This window comes from Paenibacillus sp. FSL L8-0708, assembly GCF_038009325.1.
Taxonomy (GTDB): domain Bacteria; phylum Bacillota; class Bacilli; order Paenibacillales; family Paenibacillaceae; genus Paenibacillus_AQ; species Paenibacillus_AQ odorifer.
Genome location: NZ_JBBPBC010000001.1, coordinates 4,593,957 through 4,618,189, shown reverse-complemented (window position 1 = coordinate 4,618,189; position 24,233 = coordinate 4,593,957). Strand labels below are relative to the sequence as shown.

Sequence of the window (24,233 nt, the reverse complement as noted above, 5' to 3'; positions counted from 1 at the left end):
AATTGACATAACACCTAAAGGTGTTATAATGAAAAGCGAACCCAAAAGGTGTTATATTAAAAGAATGCAGGAGGCTATTTATTATGCAAACTCAAGAACCCTTACAAGAAATTCGTCAAACGATTTTACTAAATGCGCCAATAGAAAAGGTTTGGAAAGCTGTTGCCACGGCAGAAGGAATGGCAGCCTGGTGGATGCCTAGTACATTTGAGCCTGTTGTTGGGCATGAATTCATCCTGCATGCTGGACAATTCGGAGATTCTCCTTGTAAAGTAACCGAAGTTGATCCTCCGAATCGTGTTGGTTTTAATTGGGGGAAGGATTGGCATCTTGCTTTTGAACTGAAAGAAATCGAAGGGAAAACTGAATTTACCTTGATTCATTCTGGATGGGACCCTGAAAAAGTTACTGAATTTGGCCAACCACATCCAATCGTACGCGGCTTTATGAACAGCGGCTGGGAAAAAATCGTCCAAGAAAAACTTCCTGCTTATATCGAGGCTTAATATGCCGGTTGCTGAAGCAGGACATGATGTATTTCAAGCGATAGCAGATCCTACCCGCCGCAGTCTGCTCAAGCTGCTCGCTAGTAAGGAAATGTCTATTGCATCTATTACGGATTGCTACCCGATCAGCCGAACCGCTGTTAATAAGCATTTACAGGTATTGTCCGATGCGCAGCTTGTTAGCAGTCAGAAAGTCGGACGGGAGACCCGGTATAAGCTTCAGCCAGAACCTTTGCTGGAGCTGCAAGATTGGCTTGCCTTTTTTGAAGGTTACTGGGCTAATAAATTGTTTGCGCTTAAAGAATATGTTGAGGATGACTCAGACGAGAAGTGATAAACCGGGTGGCGTGAGATCGCGCTCCCCGGTTTTTTGTGTTGTTTAAATTCAGTTTATAAAAGGGAGTTACCATCACAATACAAACTAAAACGTTGGAGGAATTGTAATGGTAAATGAACGCAAAAAAATAATTGAGCCCAACCCTGGAGATTGGGCCGTCGAAGCGCGTGGGCTCGTCAAAACGTTTGGTGACAATCGCGCAGTTGATGGAGTAAATCTGAACGTTAAGGCAGGCACGATTTACGGCGTTCTTGGTCCCAATGGGGCAGGAAAGACGACGGTAATTCGGATGCTGGCTACGTTACTTCGTCCGGATGCGGGGTCGGCGCGAATCTTCGGGCATGATGTGGTAAAGGAGTCGCAGATTGTCCGGCAATTGATAGGGGTTACGGGACAATATGCTTCTGTGGATGAGTCACTTAGTGCTACAGAGAATCTGATTATCTTTTCACGTCTTTTAGGGGTAGGGCGGGCAGAGGCGCGGCAAAAGGCAGCGGAGTTGTTAGAAGAGTTTGGTCTGACGGAGGCGGCGAAACGGCCGCTTCGAAATTTCTCTGGCGGTATGCGCCGACGTCTGGATCTTGCAGCGAGTCTGATTGCCCAGCCTCCGCTTATCTTTTTGGATGAACCAACAACAGGTCTGGACCCACGGACACGTTCGCAAATGTGGGATACCATTCGTCGGTTGGTGAACACAGGATCAACAGTGCTGTTAACTACACAGTATCTTGAGGAAGCCGATCAGCTGGCAGATCGTATTGCAGTTATTGATCATGGCCATGTCGTTGCAGAAGGCACCGTGGATGAGCTAAAAGCTTCAGTGGGCACCACCTCGCTGCACTTAAAAGTCCAAAATCTTAAAGATATCGCTCAAGCGCGCCGGATTGTGGAACATGTGCTGCATATCCAGTCTATTGTGCCGAATGAGGCTGGAAAAATTACTGCACCGATGGCGAACGCTGATTTAGTCACTGATTTGCTTATTGCACTCCGCGAAGCGGGGATTCCACTCGCGGAGATGAGTGTGCAGAAACCGACGCTTGATGAAGTGTTTTTGACGATCACTGGCCATGGAGTTACAGATGAGGCATCCCAAGCATCACAAGAATCAATGAATAAGGAGGCAGCAAGAGCATGAGTATGAGAACTTCTACTATTAGTCCAGGTGCGACCCGACAATTGAAAAACCATACGAGCTTCAAACAATCTGTTCGTAACTCGTTAACGATGGCTTATCGCGGGATATTGAAAATCCGTCGCACACCCGAGCAATTGTTCGACGTAACGCTGCAGCCAATTATTTTCACACTAATGTTTACTTATATTTTTGGTGGAGCCATATCAGGAGATGTAGTAAGCTATTTGCCCGTTATTATTCCTGGTATTCTAGTGCAGACTGTAATCACGACCTCCATCGTCACTGGTGTCCAACTGCGGGAAGACATGGATAAAGGGGTGTTTGACCGCTTTAAGTCATTGCCGATTGCCCGTATAGCCCCATTAGCCGGAGCTTTGTTGGCAGATACGATTCGATATACGATCGCTACTGTGCTTACTTTTGTCATGGGCTATATTATGGGTTACCGACCTGATGGCGGTCTGGAGCATGTCGCAATTGCTGCGCTTTTGGTTATTGTCTGCTCCTGGTCGATTAGCTGGATTTTCGCTTTCTTTGGTGTGATTGCCCGAACCGCTTCCAGCGTACAAGGGATATCAATGATTGTGTTGTTCCCACTCACGTTTCTATCCAACGCCTTCGTGCCTGTAGATACGATGCCTAACTGGCTGCAATGGTTTGTCAAAGTCAATCCAATCTCGCATCTTGTGTCAGCTGTCCGTGAGCTTGCTAACTCTGGAACCGTAGGCTGGGATTTCGCTATCTCACTTATCGGAGCCGCTGTGATTGTTGCAATTTTTGCACCTATTACTGTGCGTGCATATATGCGCCGGACATAATTAGAGAGAAGAAGAAAAGCGGCAGAAATGCCGTTTTTTTTGTGTTTTTTTAGCATGTTAAAAAAGCCGTGATCTAAGGATATCCCAAGATTACGGCTTGAATTTATTGAGTAGGGACTTGCAAAGAGGCCTTTTTAGAATTAATTATCTTTTTTAAAGAAGGTATGAATTAAATTGGAGACCGATCTATCATACAATATTTTAGCCGTTTCCTCGTTTTGAATATGTCCCCCTAAATGCAGATGAATGACGCCATGCAATGACGCCCACACCAGGTTCACAACAAGCAGAGGGTCTTTTTCGTTAATAAATCCTTGTTCGATGGCTTCTGTAATAAGGGCTATCACTTGTTGTAGTGCCGTAAAGATAGCATGTAAGCTTTCCTCCTCCGGTTTGAATTCGCTAAAGGCTCCTCCGAACATAACCATATAATAGCTAGTATGATTCCGTGAGAAATCCCAATAAGCTTGTCCAAGCTCGCGAAGATATAAATTTAGATTGTCTTGTTTTGGAACCGCTTGAAAGGCAGCAGCCAACAATTTACACCCTTGCAGAAAAAGCTCCTTCGCTAAACCTTCCTTGTTTCCAAACAAGTTATAAATGATTTTTGTGGGACATTCCATTTTTTCAGCAACCTTACGGATGGTTACACCTTCGGGTCCAGATTCATGCATAATGGCCGCAGCGGCTTCGATAATGTTCAGTCTTAATATTTCCGCATGCCGTTGCTTTGCTTTTGGGTAGGTTGTAACGGATTCAGCATCTATAGAAGATATTTTGGACGATTTTTGCATGTAGTTTCACTTCCTTAGAACTTTACTTTAGCTTTTTTTAGATAGCCGTTATTTCTAACCCTTATTTTACTGATGTAGAAGAGAAATAGCCAATAATTAAATGTGTAGAACTTTATTTGACAACACAACCTCACTTGGATACAATGATTCTTATTGAAACACTGTTTCTAAATGGTCGTTAAAGGGAGAGAGGATAGCAATGATTACAATTCAAAATAAATGGACGTTGATTACCGGAGCTTCTTCGGGGATAGGTGAAGCGTTTGCTCGAGAACTTGCAGCCAAAGGAAGTCACTTAATTTTAGTCGCCCGTTCTGAAGATAAACTGATTGCTTTAGCGGAAAAATTAAAACGAGAATTTCAAATTCAAGCGGAGGTTCTAGTTGCTGATTTATCTCAAGAAGGTTCCCCTGACAGGCTCTATCAACAATGTGTAGAACGTGGCTTGAACGTTGATATTCTTATTAATAATGCAGGTTTTGCTACGCATGGGCTTTTTGAACAACTATCTGGTTCGAGACAACATGAAGAAGTGATGCTAAATGTTTTGGCGGTTGTAGATCTGACCCATTTGTTTTTGCCAGAGATGTTAAATAGAAAAAGTGGAGTGATTTTAAACGTTGCATCAACAGCTGCATTTCAACCTCTCCCTAATATGGCTGTATATGGAGCGACAAAAGCTTTTGTATTATCATTTACTCAAGCGCTATGGGAGGAAAATCGGAAACGGGGCGTACAATTTCTTGCGTTATGTCCGGGGGCTACGGAAACAGAATTTTTTAATGTCGTGGGAGCCGATGAGGCTTCGGTAGGCAAACGAGACACTCCAGAAAATGTCGTTCAAGTGGCTCTTCGGTCACTTCAGGCTAAAAAAGTATTTGCTGTCCCAGGATTTACAAACTATATTTCTGCTCAAATGTCACGTTTTTTCACACGAAAACAAATGCTTTATTTTGTTGGACGCATGCTCCGTACACGACATTAATAGGTCAACGTATTCAAGTTGGTGTATTCGTTAGCAATGATCAAGTATTTTAATTATAAAAAAACAACAAAATAGCGGTTCTCCCCAATATGGGAGAACCGCTGTTTTGTGTTTTGACTTGCTGACTTTGACTCAGTTTCGCTTGGATTTACATCAACAAAATCAACATCATCTAACAACATCAAACTACATCAACATCACCATCAACAATCGACATCTAAATCTCAATCACACCGCCGACTCATAATCATCCACTGTGGTACGGACCCAGATGACGTTATTAGTATGTTTTTCGCAGTTCTAGCGTAGTTTCGGACTCCAGTGCAGCTATTCCCTAGAAGTGGGCTCGAATATGGTGATTTGTGCGCCAATAGGTGCATTAGGGTCCGATAGGATCAGAAAAGTGGGGAATTTCTGCGAATAAGGTCAACTGAGTCCGATAGTACCTCGTTCAGGGTAATTAACTAACTAATGTATTAAGATTCAATAATAAGGAAAACAAACCAGCGTTGGTTTGTTGCTTCAATAGATAATGGGGCAAGTAAGGCTAACGGACCGCAATGACGCTATTAGTATGTTTTTCGCAGTTCCAGCGTAGTTTCGGTCACCAGTGCAGCTATTCCCTAGAAGTAGGCTCGAATATGGTGTTTTGTGCGCCAATAGGTGCATTGGGGTCCGATAGGATCAGCAAAATGGGGGATTTCTGCGAATAAGGTCAACTGAGTCCGATAGTAGCTCGTCCGGCAAAGTAAGGGGAAGTAAACACCTATGTTCTTGCAGTCAGCCTTATTGTATTAAGGTTCAATAAAAAGGAAAACAAACCAGCGTTGGTTTGTTGCTTCAATAGATAATGGGGCAAGGAAGGCTAACGGACCCCAATGGCGTTATTAGTATGTTTTTCGCAGTTCCAGCGCAGTTTCGGACTCCAGTGCAGCTATTCCCTAGAAAGGGCCCTAAATATGATGTTTTGTGCGCCAATAGGTGCATTGGGGTCCGATAGGATCAGCAAAAAGGGGAATTTCTGCGAATAAGGTCAACTGAGTCCGATAGTACCTCGTCCGCCAAAGTAAGGGGAGGTAAACACCTATGTTCTTGCAGTCAACCTTATTGTATTAAGGTTCAAAAAAGGACAACAAACCAGCGTTGGTTTGTTGCTTCAATAGATAATGGGGCAAGCAAGGCTAACGGACCCCAATGACACTATTAGTATGTTTTTCGCAGTTCTAGCGTAGTTTCGGACTCCAGTGCAGCTATTCCCTAGAAAGGGCCCTAAATATGATGTTTTGTGCGCCAATAGGTGCATTGAGTGAGGTCCGATAGAACCTGAAAAGTAGTAAAATGCCTCGAATAACGCCAACTGAGTCCGATAGTACCTCATCCGCCAAACTAAGAGTAGGTAAACGTCACCGTCTATGCACACAGCCTACTAGTAAACACCATCGTCCTGCAAACAGCCAATTGGAGAACACCATCGACTTCGCACACAGCCTACTAGTAAATCGTCTTGCAAACAGCCATTTGGAGAACACCATCGACTTCGCAAACAGCCTACTAGTAAACACCATCGTCCCCGCAAACACTACTGGCCTGCACCTTCGTATACCTAACCTCATATTGGAAGCTACGTCATGCGCAGACAGCAATTGTGATTTAATCAAGGAAGGTTCGGTCCTCAAATTATGTTGGCCTATTTTTCCATTAACTACTTCATCTGTCGTAGTAATTATGTTATACTGCAACTACTACGACAGATGAAGTAATCATGGGGGGATATTTTTGATCAGCAGTGATGTTATACGCGGCTACAATGATACGATGATCCTCTACATGCTGCTGGACGGGGAATCTTACGGGTACGAGATTTCCAAAAATATCAGGCAGTTAACACAGGAGAAATATGTTATGAAAGAGACAACATTATATTCTGCCTTCACCCGACTGGAGAAAAACGGGTACATAGAATCCTTTTATCTGGATGAGAGTCTTGGCAAGCGGCGTACGTATTACCGGATTACCCCTTTGGGTCTCGCCTATTACCGAGAAAAATGTGAGGAATGGAAGGTTACACAGCAAGTTGTAAACCAATTTATCAAGGAGTGGTGATAGAGCATGGAGACGATCATAGTATATCTGGATAATATGTTTGCGGGTCTGCCAAAGACTCCGGAACTGGAACATCTGAAGCAAGAGCTGCTATCAGGGATGGAGGAGAAGTACCTGGAGCTGAAGCTTGCTGGCAAGTCGGAGAATGAGGCGATTGGTATCGTCATATCGGAATTCGGCAATATTGAAGAACTGACAGCAGAGCTTGGCATCAATCCAGTTGCGCCAGAACAGGCTATTCCGGTGCTGACGGAAGAAGAGGTTTACGCTTATGCGGCGGCTAGACGAAGCGCTGGATTATGGACGGGTATCGGCGTTTTTCTCTGCGCATGCGGAGTGGCGTTTTTGATCACCCTGGATACAATATTTGAAAATAAGGCTGTTATGAGTGATAAAGGTTCTATGCTGGGGCTGGTCGGAATGTTCGTGCTGGTCGCTATCGCGGTCGGGATGTTTATACACAGCGGAATGAAGCTGGATCGCTTTAAGAGTCTGGAGCAAGGCTTTCAGCTGCCTTATGCTCTAAAGATGGCGCTTCAACGGAGCCAAAGTCTTTATGCTCCGACTTACCGTCTTTCTCTGATTACAGGAGTCTGCCTATGCGTGCTGTCGCCGGCTTTTATCTTTACCACTAGCTATGTCAACGATGACTATGCTCCCTATGGAGTCGCTGTTTTTCTGTTTATTGCAGCTGTGGCGGTGTTTTTGTTCATCTATTACGGGAATATCCAGGGTACTTATACGAAGTTGCTGGAGGAGCCGAATATCACTGCAGAGAAGCAGGAAGAGAACCGATTTGTTGGAGTTGTTGGGGCTGTATTATGGCCTTTGGCGACGGCGATTTTTCTGTTCACGGGTTTTGTCTATGGGCGCTGGGACGTCAATTGGGCAGTATTCCCAATTGCTGGAGTTCTATCCGGCATGTTAAGCAATGTTCATCATGTTCTGAAACGTAAAGATATCTCCTGATGGTGTTAACTGCACTTGTACATTCCTGAACTAGATAGATTATATGTAAGGTATTCTACCAGTTGATTTTGCTGGAAGAATGCCTTTTTTTGTTGGATTTTAACAGGTGAGCTAAATGAGCCCTTTAATATTTTGACATTTAAATTTTAAGTACGGACTTGGACATATGTTGAGAGAAAGAGAATATGAATATACAACAATAATCTTGTTAAAGAGGCGACAATACATTAACTAGTTAGGAGAAATGATCGATGGAATTCGAACTGGGCAGCATTTTGAAACTAGTAAAACGTAGGCTGCTGTTCATTATTGTATTATGTATCGCTGCAGTCGGGCTCGCTGGTAGTGTTAGCTATTATGTTTTACAGCCGAAATACGAGGCGACAGCTTCTATACTTATTCAAGGAGACAGGCAGCAGAAAGCAATTAATGACATTATGGCCGGACAAAAACTGGTAACCACTTACGGGGAGATCATTCGAAGCAGCAGGATAGCGGAAGAGGTTGTCAGAAAGCTGCAGCTAAAAATGACAGCGGAAGAGTTACTCAAAAATGTGAAGACAAGAACCAATAGTGAATCACTCGTAACAACGGTAATTGTGACCAATTCAAAAGCTCAACGGGCAACAGATATCGCGAATGGCTTCGGAGAAGCCTTTAATGCGAATATTCAATCGATTATGGGGGTGGAGAATGTTGTATTTCTCGACCGTGCCAAGGTTCCTTCTGATCCTGTCTCACCTAAGCCGGTCTTCAATATGGCTGTTGCCTTCGGATTGGCGCTGATTACCGGGATCGCAATCTCTATCCTCCGGGAAATGATGGAGAAACCCGTGAGAAGTGCCAAAGATATTCAGCTTGATTTGCAGCTTCCGCTTCTGGGAACCGTGGGCAAATTGAAGCCACGTAAACGGCGGAATAAAGCGAAAACCAAATCAGCAGAAGGAGCCACAAGTTATGAAGAAGAAGACGCCAAAATTATATTGCCTGGAACAACCGAAGTCATCTAACGGAGATCAATTCCGAAGCATACGCTCCAATATTCGTTATACCCGCGTTGGTGGAGAGATCCGCTCTTTATTAGTCACAAGCTCGCTTCCGGATGAAGGGAAATCAACGGTAGCGATAAACCTGGCGATTGCCATGGCGGAAGCTGGTAAGACAGTTCTACTCATTGATGGGGATCTACGTACGCCAACGGTGCATAAGGCATTTGATCTGCCTAATTGGATCGGGCTTAGCAGTATCTTAGTGGATCATACCCGCTTAGAGGATTGCATTATTTCTATTGAGGAAGCAGAAGGTTTGTCTGTATTGACCTCTGGTCCGATTTCACCAAATCCCGCTGAATTACTAGGCTCTGAAGGAATGAAGCGATTGTTTGCAGAGCTGAGCGTGCGTTTTGATACGATTGTCATCGACTCATCTTCTGTATTAATGCCATTTTCGGATGCCCTTATTTTGGCAACGATGACTGAGGGGGTATTGCTAGTTGTGAAATCCGGAAAAGTGCTCTTAAAGCACACGAGTTCTGCCAAGCACTTGTTAGAGCAGCAGGGAGCACATTTACTGGGAGCCGTATTGAATTATCGGAAAAAGAGCAGGCGTTCCAAGATTCGTGGTGAAGATTTTGCCGAGTGGGCCTCTTCTTCAGGAATGGTCTGACGTCTATGTCATTTGCTTCTCTTCGTTATTTGCTCGGGAATATCACTTACGCTGGTGCTCAGTTTGTGATTGTGATCCTGCTGAATAAATTCGGGTCATCGGCAATCGTGGGGCAATATTCGCTAGGGCTTGCAGTTACTGCTCCGATCTTTATGCTGTCGCATCTACATCTTCGTTCCGTATTAATCGTTGATTCATCGGGGAAATACAGTTTTGGAGACTTTCTGGGCTTACGGCTGATAACAACCGCCCTTGCGTTTACGATTACCGCAGGTTTTTGCATAATGAGTGGTTTGGATTGGAATACAGCATTGGTTATTTTCTTCATCGGTCTGTATAGAATCGTTGAATCAATCAGTGATATTTTATTAGGCATCGTTCAAAAGGAGGAGAGATTAGATCAAATCTCAATCTCCAGAATGGCAAAAGGGTTATTCTCCATTCTAATCTTCATCCTCGTATTTATCCCTACACAGAGCCTTATTCTTGCCTTGTTAGTCATGATTATCGGATGGTTAGCGATAACGATTGGATATGATGCTCGTAAAGCGAGAATATACACTTCTCTCAGGCCACTCTTCAACAAAAGAAGCCTATGGAGTTTACTGATCGTCAGTTCACCGCTAGGCGTGGTGTTGGCGTTGATGTCGTTAAATACGAATATCCCATTATACGCGATTTCCTATTTTAAAGGGGAGCATGACTTAGGTATTTATGCTTCACTCTCATATATGATTGTTGCCTGTAATGTTGTCGTCACCGCACTTGGTGAAGCCATAACACCACGTCTTGCCAGGTGGCATTCAGCCGGGAGACACAAGGAGTTTGTCACTTTACTCAGCCGAATGATAGCGATGGGTTTGGGTTTTAGTTCGGTCGCTTGTTTGATAGGGTGGTTGTTTGGACACAAGCTGTTAACCTTATTATTCAGTTCAGACGTGGCAGGAGAGTTAGGGTTGTTTCATTGGCTGCTGGCGTCCACCATGCTGGTATTTATTTCATCCTACCTGTGGTACGCCATAACGGCTACCGGAAGGTACAAAGCCCAGATTCCATTGTTTCTGTGCACAGCATTCACTAATGGCTTATGTTGTCTGATCTTCGTACCTCATTACGGGGTAGTAGGTGCTGCGATGGGAGCTAGTTCGTCGTTATTTGTACAGATGATTGGCAGTGTAGTTGTGCTGTATCGTGTCATCGGAAAGGTAAGAAATCGGGAACAGTCGGAAGCGGCAGCATAAGTTCTTTGTTTTATAGGAAAGTAGGAAAGTAGGGACTTGTATGACATCTGTATCTGTTGTAGGGAAGCCCTACACCATGCATAATTTATTTCTGTTTGCGGTCATGGGGTATATCATATGCCTTCCGGCACAGTTTGATTTTGGTGGAGCCTTCCGTATCGCCCCGTCGGATCTCTTCTTAATGTTAGGTTTGTTTGCCGCTGGATTCCATCTCAAATTGGACCGGAGGATATTCAGTTCATGGCATTGGGGCATGTTGTTCATTTTTGTTCTAGCTTCCTTTGTATCCATTTGGCGCAACGGCTTCATAACCCAATACGCCTTACTGCAAAAAGATATTGGATTCATACTCCTATTGTTGACCTACATCATGCTTGTGCAAGCCGTAGATAGCTGGGAACGGTTATATAAGATGCTCCGATTTTTCCTGATCAGTGTGCTGCTCTTAAATGGTGTTGCCCTATTCGCTTTTTTCAGCGGAGTAAAGGTTCCGTTTATGGTGCAAGACGGGCGGTTGTCCGGCATGTTAATTGATCCCAATGCATACGGGGGATTGCTGGTGACGGCTTTTGCCATTCATATCATGACGAGTGGGGAGAAGATAAAGCTGCTGCGGGGATGGGTCAGCATACTAGCGACGATAAGCTTAGCCGGGGGCATTATGATGACTTTCTCGCGCTCGTCATGGATTGGTCTCTTCCTTGTATTACTTACACTTTTGATTACCAAACCTTCCAGACTGCTCAAGATCGGAATGGGGTTTGGTGTAGCTTTTATAGCTCTGCTGCTGTATAAAGGCACCGCTTATCTAAATGTGCTGGAGTCTATGTCCAGCAGACCTTCCCAGATCCAGTCGCGTCTTGACATCATTGACAAAGCGGTGGATTGGATCGCACAAAGTCCATTATTAGGCATTGGGCTTGGTTCCTATAATTACGAACTGCGCATTATTATCCACAACACGCCAATATGGTTTTTGACTGAATTCGGCTTATTGGGCTTGATTGTATATGGAGGATTTATGATTTGGTTCTTCATTGTGGGTATCCGTTCTTATCGTGCAGCAGATCCCATTCATAGGCCAATTATTATGGCATTGCTGTTGTCCCATGCGGCGATGATTGGGTTATCGATGGGTATTGAGGCGTTATTCCAGCGGTATTGGTGGTTCATGATGGCGATGAACGGAGCTTGCATCCGGTTAACAGACAAAAACCTGAAAGGAGAGATGCCCTATCGAACCCAACACGTTGAACGGTCAACTGGGCGCAAGCTTCGACAACGAGCAGAGCAACCTCAATAAAAGCTCAAGTAAGGACATCGGGAGTATTCCAGCTGAGGGTGGCTTACAAGCAAAGGTTGCTTTTGTAGCCTCCATATATGGGCATTTCGAGAGTTTTCATTTACCTTACATGGTGTTATTGCTGCAAAAAGGGTGTGAAGTCCATGCTTACGCTCAGCCGGGCGAAGCCAGACAGCGCTTGGAACAGCGGGGAATTGTATGTCACGACGTACCTATACAACGAAGTCCTTTACAGTTGAAGAATTGGACGGCTCTGCGGATCTTAACGAAAAGCTTCCAAGCGGAAAAATTTCAGTTCGTCCATGTACATACACCAGTGGCTTCGATTCTCGGACGGATTGCAGCCCATAGAGCAGGTGTCCCTAGCGTATTGTATACAGCTCATGGTTTTCATTTTTTTAAAGGTGCTCCTTTTCTGAACTGGATGCTTTATTATCCGTTGGAGTATTTGATGGCACGTTGGACGGATGTACTGATCACCATTAATAGTGAAGATTATGAGCGTGCTCAGAAATTCCCTGTCCGAAAAAAAGTAACTTATGTGAGCGGAGTCGGGCTTGATCTTCAGGTATACGGTAGCGGTGAGGGGGATAATGAAATTGCAAAAATGATGGGGGAAAGTCGTCACCAGCTATTTGATTTACCTAAGAGTGACAATGATAATCCTTCATTCGTTGTTCTCTGCGTCGCTGAGTTAAATGCTAACAAGAACCAAAAACAGTTGATCGAAGCACTACATCATTTGGGTGATCAAGCAAGCGATATTCATCTAGCATTCGCAGGTACAGGTCCTTTCGAGCAAACCCTTATAGAACTTGCTACTCGGTTAGAGGTTAGGGATCAGGTGCATTTTCTGGGGTTCCGAAGAGAAATACCGGATTTGCTACAAGCGTGTGATGTTGCGGCACTTGTGTCTTATCGTGAGGGGTTACCCCGGGCGATTATGGAGGCGATGGCAGCAGGCAAACCCGTGATCGGCACACATATTCGGGGCATTCGCGATTTGATTGAGCATGAGTCAACGGGCATGTTGGTTCCAGTAGATGATATTGCCGCTACGGCAAAAGCACTGGTTCAACTGCGAGCGGACGCAGCTTTGACCGTAGCAATGGGTAAGGCGAACAAGGACAGGATTATTCGCTATGGATTGCCAGCGGTGCTTCGTGAAATGGACTCGATTTATATAGAAGCGCTGAAAGAACCAGGGATAAAGCCATTTCCGTCTGAATTACAAACGGGTCTGACAGCAGATAGATAATTCATTCTCGCATATACGACAACAAACGAATAAACGAATAAACGAATAATTAGTTAATTAGGGAGAAAGAAGTGATGAAAATGCGGATCGTACGTTTAGTCATGTTGGATGCGGGAATTATAGCGGCTTCAGTGTGGCTTGTGTTTTTACTTCGGTTTGATTTTCAAATCCCTGAGCAGTACATGTGGATGCTTCCGTGGGCGATACTCATTCACATTATGGTGTACGCAGCGTTCTCATTTGGATTCAAGGTGTATAACAATATTTGGCGATACACCGGTATAGGTGAGTTATTGCAGCTGCTAAAAGTGAGTGCTTTAACACTCTGCGGAGTGGTCGCTGTCAATGTATCTGCGCATGTATTCGTCCCTTCCTATCGATTGCCGATTTCGATTTATTTTGCAGCGGGTTACGTATTTCTCGGCATTGCCGGCTTACGTTTAGTTAACCGCCTCATCAACGATAGATTCGAAACACTGGGAACAAAGGGTTCATCCGAAGGCAATCTGCTAATCGTTGGGGCAGGGAAAGCAGGCATCCTCGTTACCAAAGATATCAAGCATTCAAGATTTAAATTCATGAACCCAGTTGCCTTCATAGATGATGATATCTCAAAGCGCAAGCTGGAGCTTATGGGGTTGCCGATTGTCGGTAACCGTAACTTCATTCCCCAGGCAGTCGAGCAGCTGGATATTTCGTTCATTATCATCGCTTTGCCTACGGCTCCTCAAAAGGAATTACTGGAGATCATCGAAATATGCAAATCTACCAAAGCTCAGATCAAGTTAATGCCTAGTATGACCGATATTTTGGACGGGAAAATGGCCATTAACATGATCCGTGAAGTATCCGTAAATGATTTGCTGGGGAGAAGTCCCGTAGAAATTAATACGGAAGAGATTCGTGAGAATTTGGGAAGCGAGTGTATTCTCATCACGGGTGCAGGCGGTTCAATTGGTTCGGAATTATGCCGGCAATTGGCTGCGTATCGTCCGAAGGAAATGCTGCTTTTGGGGCATGGAGAAAATAGCATTTATCTTATTGAACAAGAGTTGCGACAGTTATATCCCGATCAGATCATTCATCCCATTATAGCGGACATTCAGGATGTATCGCGGATCGATAACGTTTTTCAAAAGTTCCGCCCCTCCATTGTGTATCATGCCGCTGCGCACAAGCATGTTCCTCTTATGGAGATGAATCCAGTAGAGGCAGTTAAAAATAATGTGATCGGCACAAGGAATGTAGCGGAAGCGAGTGCTAAATATGGCGCTAAACGGTTCATCCTCATCTCATCGGATAAGGCGGTTAATCCTACCAGTGTTATGGGGGCCACGAAACGAGCCGCGGAAATGATCATTAATGATCAGAATTCCTTAAGTAAGACGGTTTTTGCCGCTGTACGTTTTGGTAATGTGCTGGGCAGTCGTGGCAGTGTCATTCCGTTATTCAAAAGACAAATCGAAAACGGCGGCCCGGTGACGGTTACACATATGGATATGGTGCGTTACTTCATGACGATACCCGAAGCGGTACAGTTGGTTATTCAAGCAAGTGTGCTGGCACAAGGGGGAGAAGTGTTTGTGCTGGATATGGGTAAGCCAGTTCGTATATACGATCTAGCGAGGGATTTAATCCGCTTGTCGGGTCTCGAGCCTGACAAAGATATTCCCATTGTGGTCACTGGCATTCGTCCTGGAGAAAAATTGTTTGAGGAGCTTTTGACTGAAGAAGAAGGGTTATTGGTCACTAACAACTACCGTATTATGATTAGCCGCCCGCAAAGTGTCTCCAGATCTGAACTGAATTTGGTGTTGGGGGTTCTGGAGAACTTGTGCAAACGGTATGAACTGATGCCAAGCAGTCATCAGATCAAAAAACTGCTAAAGCAGCTAATTCCAAGCTATTCGGGCTTTCAGGAAGAACCGCAGGTGGGCACACATGATCTTGAACGCATTAAATCCGAAGTTCATGCGGGAATCTGACCTATGAAGTCGACTAAGCATTCATGGATGACAAGATTATGGGGCAAGCGCGACAAGGCAATTACAGGTAAACGTTCACGCATGCGGCGGGTGGGACGATACAGCCTGATTGTTATTCTTGTTGTGGTTGTAGTTGGGGGGATCTGGATTGGAGGGATATTGAATCCAGAGCATCGTTTTAATAAGGCGATACTTAACCCCTTGACGATCCCTAGCTCTAATGTGGTTACGGACAATGAAGCGATGGTGCAATCGCTCAGCACACCAGCCCCACAAGCGCAAATGGATGAGCTTACCCTTACAACGTCTACACAGACTCCAACTGCGGTGACATCTCCAACAGACAAGAAAAGCTCATCCTTTAATGTAGTGCTAATTGGAACAGACACTTGGGGCGGAGAAAGCTCGCGGGCAGATACGATCATGGTTGCCCATGTGATGCCGGATCAACGGAAGGTGAATATCGTATCTGTGCCGCGGGACACGCGGGTTTATGTGCAGAACGTCGGTTATACCAAGATCAATCATGCACATATCGTTGGTGAAACAAAGGGTGGGAATCAGCAGGGTACGCTGACACTGATTCAAGCCGTTAGTGATTTTATGAATATTCCTATTCATTACTACATCAAGACGAACTTCTCCGGTGTTCGTGATTTCATCGATTCGATCGGCGGGATCGATATGCTGATTGATCAGGATGTGACCATCACTCCGGAGATCACCATCAAGAAAGGTGAGCAGCATCTGGATGGTGCCCACACGCTTTATTTAGCAAGGGAGCGCTACTCGACTCCGGAGGGTGACTTTAGCCGCCAACGGGAGCAATTCAATATCGTTCGGGCTGTAGCCAAAAAGCTATTAAGTCCGGAGCATATTCCTGATCTAGCGGGACTGCTACTGCGTGAAAAGAAAGACATTATTGATACGAGTTTTAGTGACAGTGATTTGATGAGCTTAGCTTGGCTATTCAAAGGAATGGATTCCGCAGATTTTGCTTACGAACAGATTCCTGGCCATAACAGCTCTGCTCTAGATCCGCTCGTCCGAACCAAAGTGTATTATTGGAGTGCAAATCCGGAAGAGGTAAAGTCACTTACAGAACGTCTTTTTACGGAATAAGAGAAAGGCGGGGGAAAGACTACCATGTATCGCCATATGAAGCGGGGCTTCGATTTGGTGGGAGCGATCGTTATGTTAGGTGTGTTTAGTCCGGTCATGGCTGTGGTGGCGTTGCTGCTTCGGATAAAGCTGGGAAGTCCTATTTTGTTCAAGCAGCAGCGGCCGGGAATGGGAGAAAGACCCTTCTACATCTACAAGTTCCGAACCATGGCTGAAATGTATGATGCGCAGGGCCAGCCGTTATCGGATGCTCGGCGTTATATCAAATTCGGCGGATTGATTCGAAAGCTGAGTCTGGATGAGCTCCCGCAATTAGTAAATGTTGTGAAGGGAGAAATGAGTCTGATCGGACCAAGACCTTTGCTCATCCGTTACAGCCCGCATTACTCTGAACGGGAGCGGCTGCGATTTACTGTAAGACCCGGAATAACGGGATTGGCGCAGGTATCTGGACGTAATACTTCGGAGTGGAAACAGCGGCTCTCCTATGACGTTACCTATGTTGAGAAGCTAAGCTTTAGATTAGATGCGTTGATCTTATGCAAAACTGTGCTGAAGGTGATCCGCCAAGATGACGTTGTGGCCAATCCGGGTGAGCATAGTCTGCCGCTCGATGAGTACAGAATGAACCAAAAGGAGGGGTCGGCATGAATTTGCGGTTTAGTCCGCTTCAGGAAGATGATATTCACCTTGCATGCCGGCTCTTACAGAGCAACTTGCCAGAGTCGGTCTACAATCAAACCATATTCGCCTGTGGCGGTTATCCCGAATATTTGAAAGCAGCATGTAAATGCGGAAGCCATTCAGCAACACTGCTGATTGGTGCCTATTCTGAAGACCTTCTTATTGGATTCGCTGAATGGCGAAGAATGGAGCAGATGCTGGTTCTGAATAACTTGAATGTGGACGCAGCTTATCGAAAAGACGGCATCGGCGGCAAGCTTATGGCGTACGGGGAGACGTTGGCCCAAAAGGATGGCATTTCGAAGCTGGCACTTGATGTATTTTCGTGGAATGAGCAAGCTCATGCTTGGTATTTGCGGCTTGGTTTTGCAGAGGAAGGCCGGACTTACTGGTATGTAAGAGATTTGGCTCCATCGATTGATAGGGATAGAGAAGCATTGGCGTACATCATAGATGATTATCCGATGGCAGAGGCATATCATCAAAAGTATGGATTCTCTTCTCTTAAGATTAGAACGAAGGAAGAGACTTCAGTTGTGGGCCGGTTAGGTGAACAGTATTATCGTATCCAACTGCAAAGTGGAGGGTGGAGTGGCTGCAATCTTTTGACAGACGTATTAATGGATTTAGACCGGGAGAAAAGGCTATTGTTGCTTTCTTCAGATGCTTATTTGCGTGAGCGAGACCCCGGGCTAATCTTAAGCACTGAAAGTATACGTATGATCAAAATATTGGAGAATCAAGAGGTGTTGTATGAGTAACTTTATCGTGTTAGGCAGCTCTAGTTCAGCGGAATGGGATGCCTATTTGAACCAGTTAGAGACGAAGGATATCTATTTCTCCTCAGCGTTTTTTCGGCTGTTTGAGGATGGAGAGCATCAGCAGGCAGAGCTGTTTGTTTTTAAGCAGGGAGACCAGCTCATAGTTTATCCTTACTTACTTCGCTCCATAAGCCATCTTCCTGCCGTAATCCAACTGGGGCTTGAAGGCGATTGGTACGACATTAGTACACCCTATGGATACGGGGGACCGATATCGAATCTCCCTCCGGGAGCCGAACGAAGTGAGCTGTACCGGCAATTCAGTGAAACGTTCACGGATTACTGTAGAGAGAAAAAGATCATGACCGAGTTTGTAAGATTTCATCCCTTGATTGGCAACGCTACGGAATATCAAAGTGGTCTGACCACCGAATGGAATAGGAATACAATTTATATTGATTTGACTGTGGGTTCGGAGTCAGAGCTCATCCGGCATTATGGCAGCAATCATAAACGGAATATTCATAAATTAAAGTCCGCACCCTTTACGATTCGAAATTCGAATCTGAAGGATCGTATTGAGTCCTTCAGTGAATTGTATTACGGAACACTAAACGATTTACAGGCGGATTCTTTTTATTATTTTCCCAAAAAATTTATAGAAGATACTAGTCATCTACTTGAGGGGAGAGTAGAGCTATTCGAAGCTATGGATGGGGAGAAAACGGTGGCGACCAGCATCGTGTTACATGAACGACCGTGGATGCATTATCACCTATGTGGTTGGGATCGCGCCTATCTGCAGTGGTCACCTACCAAATTGCTAATACACGCAGCAGCCAAGTGGGGGATGGAAAATGGCTTTGAATGTTTTCATCTTGGCGGGGGATATAAGGGGAATGACGACTTATTTCAATTCAAGCATAGATTCGCGACACAACTGGAACCCCTTGACTATTACTTAGGTAAACGAATTTTTTACCCAGAGTTGTATGAGCGGATCATATCCTTTTGTGACACCAGAATATCAGGAAATTACTTTCCGCTCTATCGGCATCCAGATCTCGATATGATATGTATTCCATCTGAAGAAATCGGTCCAAATGGAGAAAGGAGCTTCGCATGAGCATTAGTCAAACGAGCATTCTGCCACGAATCTTGTTATCCCCGCCGCATATTAGTGGTCGTGAGCAGGTCTACATGGAGGAGGCGATACACTCTGGTTGGATTGCTCCTATTGGTCCGCAAGTTGATGCGTTCGAGCGGGAGATGGCCGCCTACACAGGATCAAAGGGTGCACTAGCGTTAAGCTCTGGCACGGCGGCGATTCATCTCGCACTTCGTCTAGCCGGTGTCACACAAGGAGATTACGTGATCTGTTCTACGCTCACGTTCGTTGCTAGCGCCAATCCTATTTTATATTTGGGGGCCACCCCCGTATTTGTCGATTCAGAGCCTGAGACCTGGAACATGTGTCCGCTAGCTTTTCAGCGGGCCTGCCAAGCTTTGAATGACAAAGGGCTGCTGCCAAAAGCGGCTGTTGTCGTCAATTTATACGGACAAAGTGCAGACATGGCGCCCATTGTAGAAATAGCTAACCGATATGGAATTACCTTGATTGAGGATGCTGCCGAATCACTGGGCGCTTTCTACCAAGGCAAGGCCAGCGGAACGTGGGGCCAATTCGGAATCTATTCTTTCAACGGAAATAAGATTATTACGACGTCAGGTGGGGGCATGCTCGTATCCGACGATACCGAAGCCTTAGATCAAGCGCGCTTCTGGTCTACGCAAGCCCGAGACACTGCCCCTCATTATCAACATTCCGAAATGGGATACAACTATCGGTTAAGCAACCTGTTGGCAGCCATAGGACGCGGTCAATTAGAACTGCTTGAAGAGCGAGTAGAGCGTCGCAGATCTATTGGCCGGCGATATAGGGAACGGTTAGGTTCCATACCGGGTCTTCATTTTATGCCGGAAGCGCGCAATTGTCGCAGCACGCACTGGTTGAGTGCGCTGACCATCGATGAAGAAGTGGCGGGGTTCTCTTCACAACAACTCCTGTCATGTCTGGAACAGCACAATATCGAAGCTAGACCTGTATGGAAACCGCTGCATTTACAACCCTTGTTCGAGAGCAGTTACTACTATCCTTACAGTGAGGAATACAGTGTATCGGATAAATTATTTTCAACAGGTGTCTGCCTGCCTTCTGGAAGCTCTTTATCGGATGAGGATTTGGAACGTGTCGTTTATGCGATAGAGACATGTAACCAATACCGTTGATTCATCTTATTTAGCCTTCCATCCGCTGGCAGCTGATCCGCTTTCCTTCACATAAAAAGTGGCTTGTGCCGTGCCATCCGTTCGCATGGCCAGACTGCCAACTGGGGCGGTTACGACTCCCTCGGGCGAACCCTCTACTATGAACACCGCGGGCAACACTGCCCCCCCAGTGAGGCGAATGGCCCGTTTGAAGTTACCGTAGGTCGAGAACCATTCAGGGAGCGAATATGGATTATACAAGGTTCCTAGTGATGTGCCTTGCATGCCGATTAGTGTTTCGAATTCTAGAATTCGCTTTACCTTCACTGCTCGGGTATCAAACACCGCTACATTATTGAGGCGCAGAGACGGTTTAGCTGCACCGTAAGAAGAGACTAGCACTACCTGATTGGTTCCGCTATTGCGGACGATCATATTGTCGACAGTAGCCATCGCGTCAGACTCCGTTGTGAATAAATGCAAGGTATTGCCCGTTAAATCCTGTGCATCTATCGTCCCCACATAAAGATCTCCTCCGTCGATTCGGACACCACTTGCTAAGGTGGAACCCGAACCGTACATTCCTAACGAACCGATATGCAATCTTGGTTTACCTCCGGCAGCATTAAACGCTGTATAGATCGCAGGGCCCCCGATGCCATCGAACTTGGCGCTAGCGATATCAATAAATTGTGAATAGATCGTCTGTAGACCGAAGCTAGCTTTATGATCGGTGGAGCGGATAGCCAAGTGATTGATTTTCAGCGTCAGTCCATAGGACAGTAAGGCTGGACTTACCGATCCGCTTACACGCATATCTAGTGAACCGATGTCGAGTGTCCAGAGTCTAGCGATAGCATCTGTAAGCCCTGCTGATAGATCGTTACCGAAACCTATGGTTGTCAAGGAGTCGAATCGCTGATAAAAGCTGCGCGTTCCTTTAAAGACATCGGGTTCAAGATCGAGAGAGTTAGCACCAGTAAAACCAGGCGCGCCACCGCGGCTATTATTCAGAACCGCTCTGTTGACATGAAGCTGGTCTACAAAATGGACCACAAAGTTCTTTCGTCCAGCAGTCTCACAGCGTGCATATCCGATGTGCACATTAACGGAGGGGATTTCTTCTGTCCCCCCAATGAAGATATTATCCCCATAGCAATCGTGAGAGTACACTGACTCTATCGTTATATTTTGCGAAGAAGAAATGAACAAGCCGTGAAGCTGATCGTTGACGGCTGTTTTAACAGTCGATGCACTTCCATCAATTTCAAGGGTGCCCGCGATTGTAATATTTGAGGCATTTAAGATTACTAGAACCCTAGTGTCTGAGGGTGGGTTCGGGGCAAGCACAAGTTTGGAGCCGGCTTCAAAGCTTAAATTCGTTTTGGCTGGAATTCGAAGACACCACCAGTCGAGGATGGAGGGGTTACGCATGCGTCCCGAAGATACCTTATATACACCTGGAGGAAAGATTACTACTTTGTTTTTGGCGTTTCCCGCATTGATAGCATTTTGAATCGCTACTGTATCGTCCTTAATACCGTTTCCTACAGCGCCGTACGATCGGACGTTCACATAACCGTTAGTCTCAGGGTCTATTTTAATAGATGTGACCGCACCATCAGAAAGGATGGACGTAGTCACCGAGCTGTCTGGAATAGGGGCAGTAGCCATATACTTCACTCCTTTATCCTTTGATTTTGTATTTTATGTGAATTTTTCGGGGAATGCACGGTACAAAGATCACTCTTAGCGGGCGAAAGGAGTTTTTTATTTTGAAGGTATTGGTAACTGGGGGGTTAGGCTTTATTGGATCCCATGTGGTTGATCGGCTAATAAAAAAGGGCATAGAAACTGTGATTGTAGATAATGTATCCGGAGCCTCCGGTCTGACTTATATGAATCCTGCTGCGGTTCTGTATAAGTACGATATTCGGGATGAGACTTTGCATGAGGTGTTTAACCTTGAAAAGCCAAATGCAGTCATTCATCTGGCTGCACAGATCGACGTCAGAGAATCACAGCGGAACCCGTTATTTGATGCGAATGTGAATATTGTTGGCACGCTGAATGTACTGCGCATGTGCGAGATCCATCAGGTTCAAAAGCTAGTTTATGCCTCGTCGGCAGCGGTTTATGGGAACCCGGAATATTTGAGCATTGATGAGCAGCATCCCTTAAATCCCGAGTCCTGCTATGGTGTATCCAAAAGTGTACCAGAGTCATATATTCGGATGTTTGCCAGCTTACATGGGCTGAAATATACGATTCTGCGTCTCGCTAATGTATATGGGCCAAGGCAAAGTTCGCATGGAGAAGCTGGCGTTGTTTCCGTTTTTCTGGATCGTATAAAGCAAGGGAAGGATCTCGTAATCTATGGGGACGGTGAGCAGACTAGAGATTTCGTCTATGTGGAGGATGTGGCGCAAGCGTTCGTTGACGCGGTTCAGACCGAAGGCAGGGTGAATAATGAGACGATGAATATTAGCTGCGGAATACCAACCTCGATTAATACGATGGTTCGGATGTTAGGGGACATCACGGGTCGGGATTTCTTGACAACCTATGCGGAGCCCCGTCCGGGGGATATTCTCCATAGCTATTTAAACAATCAAAAAGCCCAGGAATTATTGTCTTGGTTCCCTAACCATAACTTTCATACCGGGCTGGAAAAAACAATTACTGACCGCTTAAGTGTAGGAAGCGCAGTAGATCATTAAAAGCACCCATTGAAAGGGGCACTCCGCATGGAACGCAAAATGAACTCGGAAATGTTCGTTCTTCGTAGTGTAGCCTGCTTAAGTATAGCCCTGCTGCATGCTCTTTACCGGGTTTATGACGATGGAAATATATCTTGGGTAGAGTCGGTGGGTTTACTGCTAACGTTTGGCACACCTGTATTCGTATTTATCTCCCAATTCGTGTTGTCATTTGCCTATCCCAATGAAATTCCAGCGAGATTTTGGGAGAAAAGAATCAAGTATATTTTATTTCCTTACTTTTTTTTCGGGACCTTGTATGCAGGACTAAAAGGATTGGAGCTGTCGAGTAGTGACGGCATTCCTTTGCTGCAGGCTTTTTGGTATTACCTCTGGCGTCATTTGCTGATTGGAGATTTCCATGGTTATTTTATACTAATTATCTTTCAGTTTTATGCTTTATTCCTCTGGTTTCAGACGTATGCGAAGCGGCTTAACCCCCGCAATGTTCTAATCGTATCGTTCCTTATTAACGTTATCTATTTGGGTTTCTTCAACTTTACTACGCCCGCAGATACGGTAGCCGCCCATTATTTCTGGGATAAAATGTACTGGATTTTCGCACCTGGTTGGATTTTTTACTTTACAGTAGCCTATTACTTGGGACGAAATGAGCTGTGGTTCCGGGAAAAATTAAAAAAGTTCCGCATAGCCGTATACACGCTCCCGGTTCTGACAGGTGCGCTAGTGCTGTTCGTGAATAGTCAAGGCTGGATAACGGCGCATAGCTCCAAAAGAATTGATATGCTTCTATTCGCCTTAAGCATGATTTTGCTGCTCTTCTCCGTGGCATCGAAAATGAAGAAAGTGCCACGTGTACTGGAATGGAGCAGCAGATATTCTTTTGGCATATACTTGCTTCATCCTTTGCTATTGGCTATATTCGTTAAGCTTCCAGCTTCATTTGGGTTGCAAAACCTTGGACTATTTAGTGTTCTGCTGCAATTTGTCGGTTGTGTGGTAGGCTCGGCACTTATAATGAATTTAGCGAATCGAATTCCTGGCGGAGCGTATGTATTCGGTCGGATCGGCGTTAGGATAAACCTAAGCAAACCACCGAAATCGCTGGATAAGCCGATAACTCCGAATATTGGGAATGCAAACTAGCTTGGATTTGACCGGCCGCTAATCGTCTGTGTTTAGGTAATTAGTGGTCTTTTTTGTTTTTGTATTATTGCGATTACTTCGCTAATTACATTGCTATTACATCGCGATTACATCGCACTAGCAGCATCCTCTCAATTCTCATTAAAAAAGCAAAATAGTTGTAAAAAGTACATTTAAGCTCTTATGCTCGCAGCTTTAGGGCAGTTTAATTGCATATTTTACAACTATTATTCTAGAATCCCGCCATATTGAGGCAAGTGCTCGTATTTAAGTGTACAGAGTGCAACTAAATCCACAAAGGCTACCCTCAAAGCATATATAGTTGCACAAAATGCAATTAAACAAACTTCGTCGTTACCACGCCTTAGCTGCGCTGTGCGTTGGTGGTAAATGCAATTAAACAAACTTCGTCGTTACCACGCCTTAGCTG

23 protein-coding genes are annotated in these 24,233 nt (G+C 45.2%); 20 read left to right on the top strand and 3 right to left on the bottom strand.

From position 1 onward, the window contains the following. Positions 1-83: 83 nt before the first annotated feature. The 4 genes from NYE58_RS22120 (at position 84) to NYE58_RS22105 (ending at position 2,799) form a co-directional block, all read left to right on the top strand. A complete protein-coding gene (locus tag NYE58_RS22120) occupies positions 84-506 on the top strand; it encodes an SRPBCC family protein (protein WP_076129854.1) in 423 nt (140 codons plus the stop codon). Position 507: 1 nt separating this feature from the next. Next, positions 508-840: an ArsR/SmtB family transcription factor gene (locus NYE58_RS22115; RefSeq protein WP_341003043.1), complete on the top strand. Its 333-nt coding sequence runs from the start codon at positions 508-510 to the stop codon at positions 838-840. Positions 841-949: 109 nt separating this feature from the next. Next, complete coding sequence (locus NYE58_RS22110; RefSeq protein WP_339243851.1) at positions 950-1,981, top strand: ATP-binding cassette domain-containing protein; 1,032 nt, start codon at positions 950-952, stop codon at positions 1,979-1,981. 2 nt (positions 1,982-1,983) lie between these two features. Further along, a complete protein-coding gene (locus tag NYE58_RS22105) occupies positions 1,984-2,799 on the top strand; it encodes an ABC transporter permease (RefSeq protein ID WP_038574573.1) in 816 nt (271 codons plus the stop codon). Positions 2,800-2,939: 140 nt separating this feature from the next. Here NYE58_RS22105 and NYE58_RS22100 read toward each other — a convergent pair whose 3' ends face one another. Continuing rightward, entirely contained in the window at positions 2,940-3,593 is a 654-nt protein-coding gene (locus NYE58_RS22100; RefSeq protein WP_076220107.1) for a TetR/AcrR family transcriptional regulator, read from the bottom strand. 199 nt (positions 3,594-3,792) lie between these two features. On the opposite strand from NYE58_RS22100, the gene NYE58_RS22095 reads away from it, so the two are divergent. Continuing rightward, complete coding sequence (locus NYE58_RS22095) at positions 3,793-4,578, top strand: SDR family NAD(P)-dependent oxidoreductase (protein WP_076277776.1); 786 nt, start codon at positions 3,793-3,795, stop codon at positions 4,576-4,578. Between the two features lie 1,403 nt (positions 4,579-5,981). Here the strand turns inward: NYE58_RS22095 and NYE58_RS22090 are convergent. Beyond that, entirely contained in the window at positions 5,982-6,236 is a 255-nt protein-coding gene (locus tag NYE58_RS22090; protein ID WP_341003041.1) for a hypothetical protein, read from the bottom strand. A 118-nt stretch (positions 6,237-6,354) separates the two neighbouring features. On the opposite strand from NYE58_RS22090, the gene NYE58_RS22085 reads away from it, so the two are divergent. The 13 genes from NYE58_RS22085 (at position 6,355) to NYE58_RS22025 (ending at position 19,958) form a co-directional block, all read left to right on the top strand. Continuing rightward, complete coding sequence (locus tag NYE58_RS22085; protein WP_076129753.1) at positions 6,355-6,681, top strand: PadR family transcriptional regulator; 327 nt, start codon at positions 6,355-6,357, stop codon at positions 6,679-6,681. A 6-nt stretch (positions 6,682-6,687) separates the two neighbouring features. Then, the gene (locus tag NYE58_RS22080) at positions 6,688-7,650 is read left to right on the top strand and encodes a permease prefix domain 1-containing protein (protein ID WP_076219900.1); all 963 of its coding nucleotides are present in this window, start codon (positions 6,688-6,690) and stop codon (positions 7,648-7,650) included. A 251-nt stretch (positions 7,651-7,901) separates the two neighbouring features. Beyond that, positions 7,902-8,660: a YveK family protein gene (locus NYE58_RS22075; RefSeq protein WP_341003040.1), complete on the top strand. Its 759-nt coding sequence runs from the start codon at positions 7,902-7,904 to the stop codon at positions 8,658-8,660. Beyond that, a complete protein-coding gene (locus NYE58_RS22070) occupies positions 8,608-9,315 on the top strand; it encodes a CpsD/CapB family tyrosine-protein kinase (protein WP_076277771.1) in 708 nt (235 codons plus the stop codon). Before NYE58_RS22075 ends, NYE58_RS22070 begins: the two co-directional genes overlap by 53 nt. A 5-nt stretch (positions 9,316-9,320) precedes the next feature. Continuing rightward, the gene (locus tag NYE58_RS22065; protein WP_076194869.1) at positions 9,321-10,556 is read left to right on the top strand and encodes an oligosaccharide flippase family protein; all 1,236 of its coding nucleotides are present in this window, start codon (positions 9,321-9,323) and stop codon (positions 10,554-10,556) included. A 40-nt stretch (positions 10,557-10,596) separates the two neighbouring features. Further along, positions 10,597-11,859, top strand: a complete 1,263-nt coding sequence (locus NYE58_RS22060) for an O-antigen ligase family protein (protein ID WP_081387638.1) — start codon at positions 10,597-10,599, stop codon at positions 11,857-11,859. Then, complete coding sequence (locus tag NYE58_RS22055) at positions 11,807-13,117, top strand: glycosyltransferase family 4 protein (RefSeq protein WP_081398283.1); 1,311 nt, start codon at positions 11,807-11,809, stop codon at positions 13,115-13,117. Before NYE58_RS22060 ends, NYE58_RS22055 begins: the two co-directional genes overlap by 53 nt. Positions 13,118-13,191: 74 nt before the next feature. Next, on the top strand, positions 13,192-15,102 hold the full coding sequence (locus tag NYE58_RS22050; protein WP_076194875.1) for a polysaccharide biosynthesis protein: 1,911 nt from the start codon (positions 13,192-13,194) through the stop codon (positions 15,100-15,102). A gap of 27 nt (positions 15,103-15,129) precedes the next feature. After that, a complete protein-coding gene (locus NYE58_RS22045; protein WP_341003038.1) occupies positions 15,130-16,224 on the top strand; it encodes an LCP family protein in 1,095 nt (364 codons plus the stop codon). A 36-nt stretch (positions 16,225-16,260) separates the two neighbouring features. Then, a complete protein-coding gene (locus NYE58_RS22040; RefSeq protein ID WP_081383499.1) occupies positions 16,261-16,875 on the top strand; it encodes a sugar transferase in 615 nt (204 codons plus the stop codon). After that, the gene (locus NYE58_RS22035; RefSeq protein ID WP_076277769.1) at positions 16,872-17,669 is read left to right on the top strand and encodes a GNAT family N-acetyltransferase; all 798 of its coding nucleotides are present in this window, start codon (positions 16,872-16,874) and stop codon (positions 17,667-17,669) included. Before NYE58_RS22040 ends, NYE58_RS22035 begins: the two co-directional genes overlap by 4 nt. After that, complete coding sequence (locus NYE58_RS22030) at positions 17,662-18,795, top strand: GNAT family N-acetyltransferase (protein ID WP_076219539.1); 1,134 nt, start codon at positions 17,662-17,664, stop codon at positions 18,793-18,795. The genes NYE58_RS22035 and NYE58_RS22030 overlap by 8 nt, the downstream gene beginning before the upstream one ends. After that, positions 18,792-19,958 (top strand): DegT/DnrJ/EryC1/StrS family aminotransferase, encoded by a 1,167-nt coding sequence (locus NYE58_RS22025; RefSeq protein ID WP_076219538.1) that lies wholly within the window; start codon positions 18,792-18,794, stop codon positions 19,956-19,958. The genes NYE58_RS22030 and NYE58_RS22025 overlap by 4 nt, the downstream gene beginning before the upstream one ends. A 6-nt stretch (positions 19,959-19,964) precedes the next feature. On the opposite strand, the gene NYE58_RS22020 is transcribed toward NYE58_RS22025, so the two are convergent. Then, positions 19,965-21,611, bottom strand: coding sequence for a glycosyl hydrolase family 28-related protein (locus tag NYE58_RS22020; RefSeq protein WP_076219537.1), 1,647 nt, complete (start codon positions 21,609-21,611; stop codon positions 19,965-19,967). 101 nt (positions 21,612-21,712) lie between these two features. Between NYE58_RS22020 and NYE58_RS22015 the strand changes: the two genes are divergently transcribed. Together NYE58_RS22015 and NYE58_RS22010 are read left to right on the top strand one after the other, a co-directional pair. Further along, positions 21,713-22,657 (top strand): NAD-dependent epimerase/dehydratase family protein, encoded by a 945-nt coding sequence (locus NYE58_RS22015; RefSeq protein WP_076129741.1) that lies wholly within the window; start codon positions 21,713-21,715, stop codon positions 22,655-22,657. A 27-nt stretch (positions 22,658-22,684) separates the two neighbouring features. Then, positions 22,685-23,803 carry an acyltransferase family protein gene (locus NYE58_RS22010; protein ID WP_341003037.1) on the top strand — a complete coding sequence of 373 codons (1,119 nt, stop codon included), beginning with the start codon at positions 22,685-22,687 and terminating at the stop codon, positions 23,801-23,803. The last annotated feature ends 430 nt before the right edge of the window (positions 23,804-24,233 follow it).

What these genes read in the sequence shown, in the direction of transcription:
- NYE58_RS22120 (WP_076129854.1), top strand. Translation starts at nt 84, where the DNA reads ATGCAAACTCAAGAACCCTTACAAGAAATTCGTCAAACGATTTTACTA.
- NYE58_RS22115 (WP_341003043.1), top strand. Translation starts at nt 508, where the DNA reads ATGCCGGTTGCTGAAGCAGGACATGATGTATTTCAAGCGATAGCAGAT.
- NYE58_RS22110 (WP_339243851.1), top strand. Translation starts at nt 950, where the DNA reads ATGGTAAATGAACGCAAAAAAATAATTGAGCCCAACCCTGGAGATTGG.
- NYE58_RS22105 (WP_038574573.1), top strand. Translation starts at nt 1,984, where the DNA reads ATGAGAACTTCTACTATTAGTCCAGGTGCGACCCGACAATTGAAAAAC.
- NYE58_RS22100 (WP_076220107.1), bottom strand. Translation starts at nt 3,593, where the DNA reads ATGCAAAAATCGTCCAAAATATCTTCTATAGATGCTGAATCCGTTACA.
- NYE58_RS22095 (WP_076277776.1), top strand. Translation starts at nt 3,793, where the DNA reads ATGATTACAATTCAAAATAAATGGACGTTGATTACCGGAGCTTCTTCG.
- NYE58_RS22080 (WP_076219900.1), top strand. Translation starts at nt 6,688, where the DNA reads ATGGAGACGATCATAGTATATCTGGATAATATGTTTGCGGGTCTGCCA.
- NYE58_RS22075 (WP_341003040.1), top strand. Translation starts at nt 7,902, where the DNA reads ATGGAATTCGAACTGGGCAGCATTTTGAAACTAGTAAAACGTAGGCTG.
- NYE58_RS22070 (WP_076277771.1), top strand. Translation starts at nt 8,608, where the DNA reads ATGAAGAAGAAGACGCCAAAATTATATTGCCTGGAACAACCGAAGTCA.
- NYE58_RS22065 (WP_076194869.1), top strand. Translation starts at nt 9,321, where the DNA reads ATGTCATTTGCTTCTCTTCGTTATTTGCTCGGGAATATCACTTACGCT.
- NYE58_RS22060 (WP_081387638.1), top strand. Translation starts at nt 10,597, where the DNA reads ATGACATCTGTATCTGTTGTAGGGAAGCCCTACACCATGCATAATTTA.
- NYE58_RS22050 (WP_076194875.1), top strand. Translation starts at nt 13,192, where the DNA reads ATGAAAATGCGGATCGTACGTTTAGTCATGTTGGATGCGGGAATTATA.
- NYE58_RS22045 (WP_341003038.1), top strand. Translation starts at nt 15,130, where the DNA reads ATGACAAGATTATGGGGCAAGCGCGACAAGGCAATTACAGGTAAACGT.
- NYE58_RS22040 (WP_081383499.1), top strand. Translation starts at nt 16,261, where the DNA reads ATGAAGCGGGGCTTCGATTTGGTGGGAGCGATCGTTATGTTAGGTGTG.
- NYE58_RS22035 (WP_076277769.1), top strand. Translation starts at nt 16,872, where the DNA reads ATGAATTTGCGGTTTAGTCCGCTTCAGGAAGATGATATTCACCTTGCA.
- NYE58_RS22030 (WP_076219539.1), top strand. Translation starts at nt 17,662, where the DNA reads ATGAGTAACTTTATCGTGTTAGGCAGCTCTAGTTCAGCGGAATGGGAT.
- NYE58_RS22025 (WP_076219538.1), top strand. Translation starts at nt 18,792, where the DNA reads ATGAGCATTAGTCAAACGAGCATTCTGCCACGAATCTTGTTATCCCCG.
- NYE58_RS22020 (WP_076219537.1), bottom strand. Translation starts at nt 21,611, where the DNA reads ATGGCTACTGCCCCTATTCCAGACAGCTCGGTGACTACGTCCATCCTT.
- NYE58_RS22010 (WP_341003037.1), top strand. Translation starts at nt 22,685, where the DNA reads ATGGAACGCAAAATGAACTCGGAAATGTTCGTTCTTCGTAGTGTAGCC.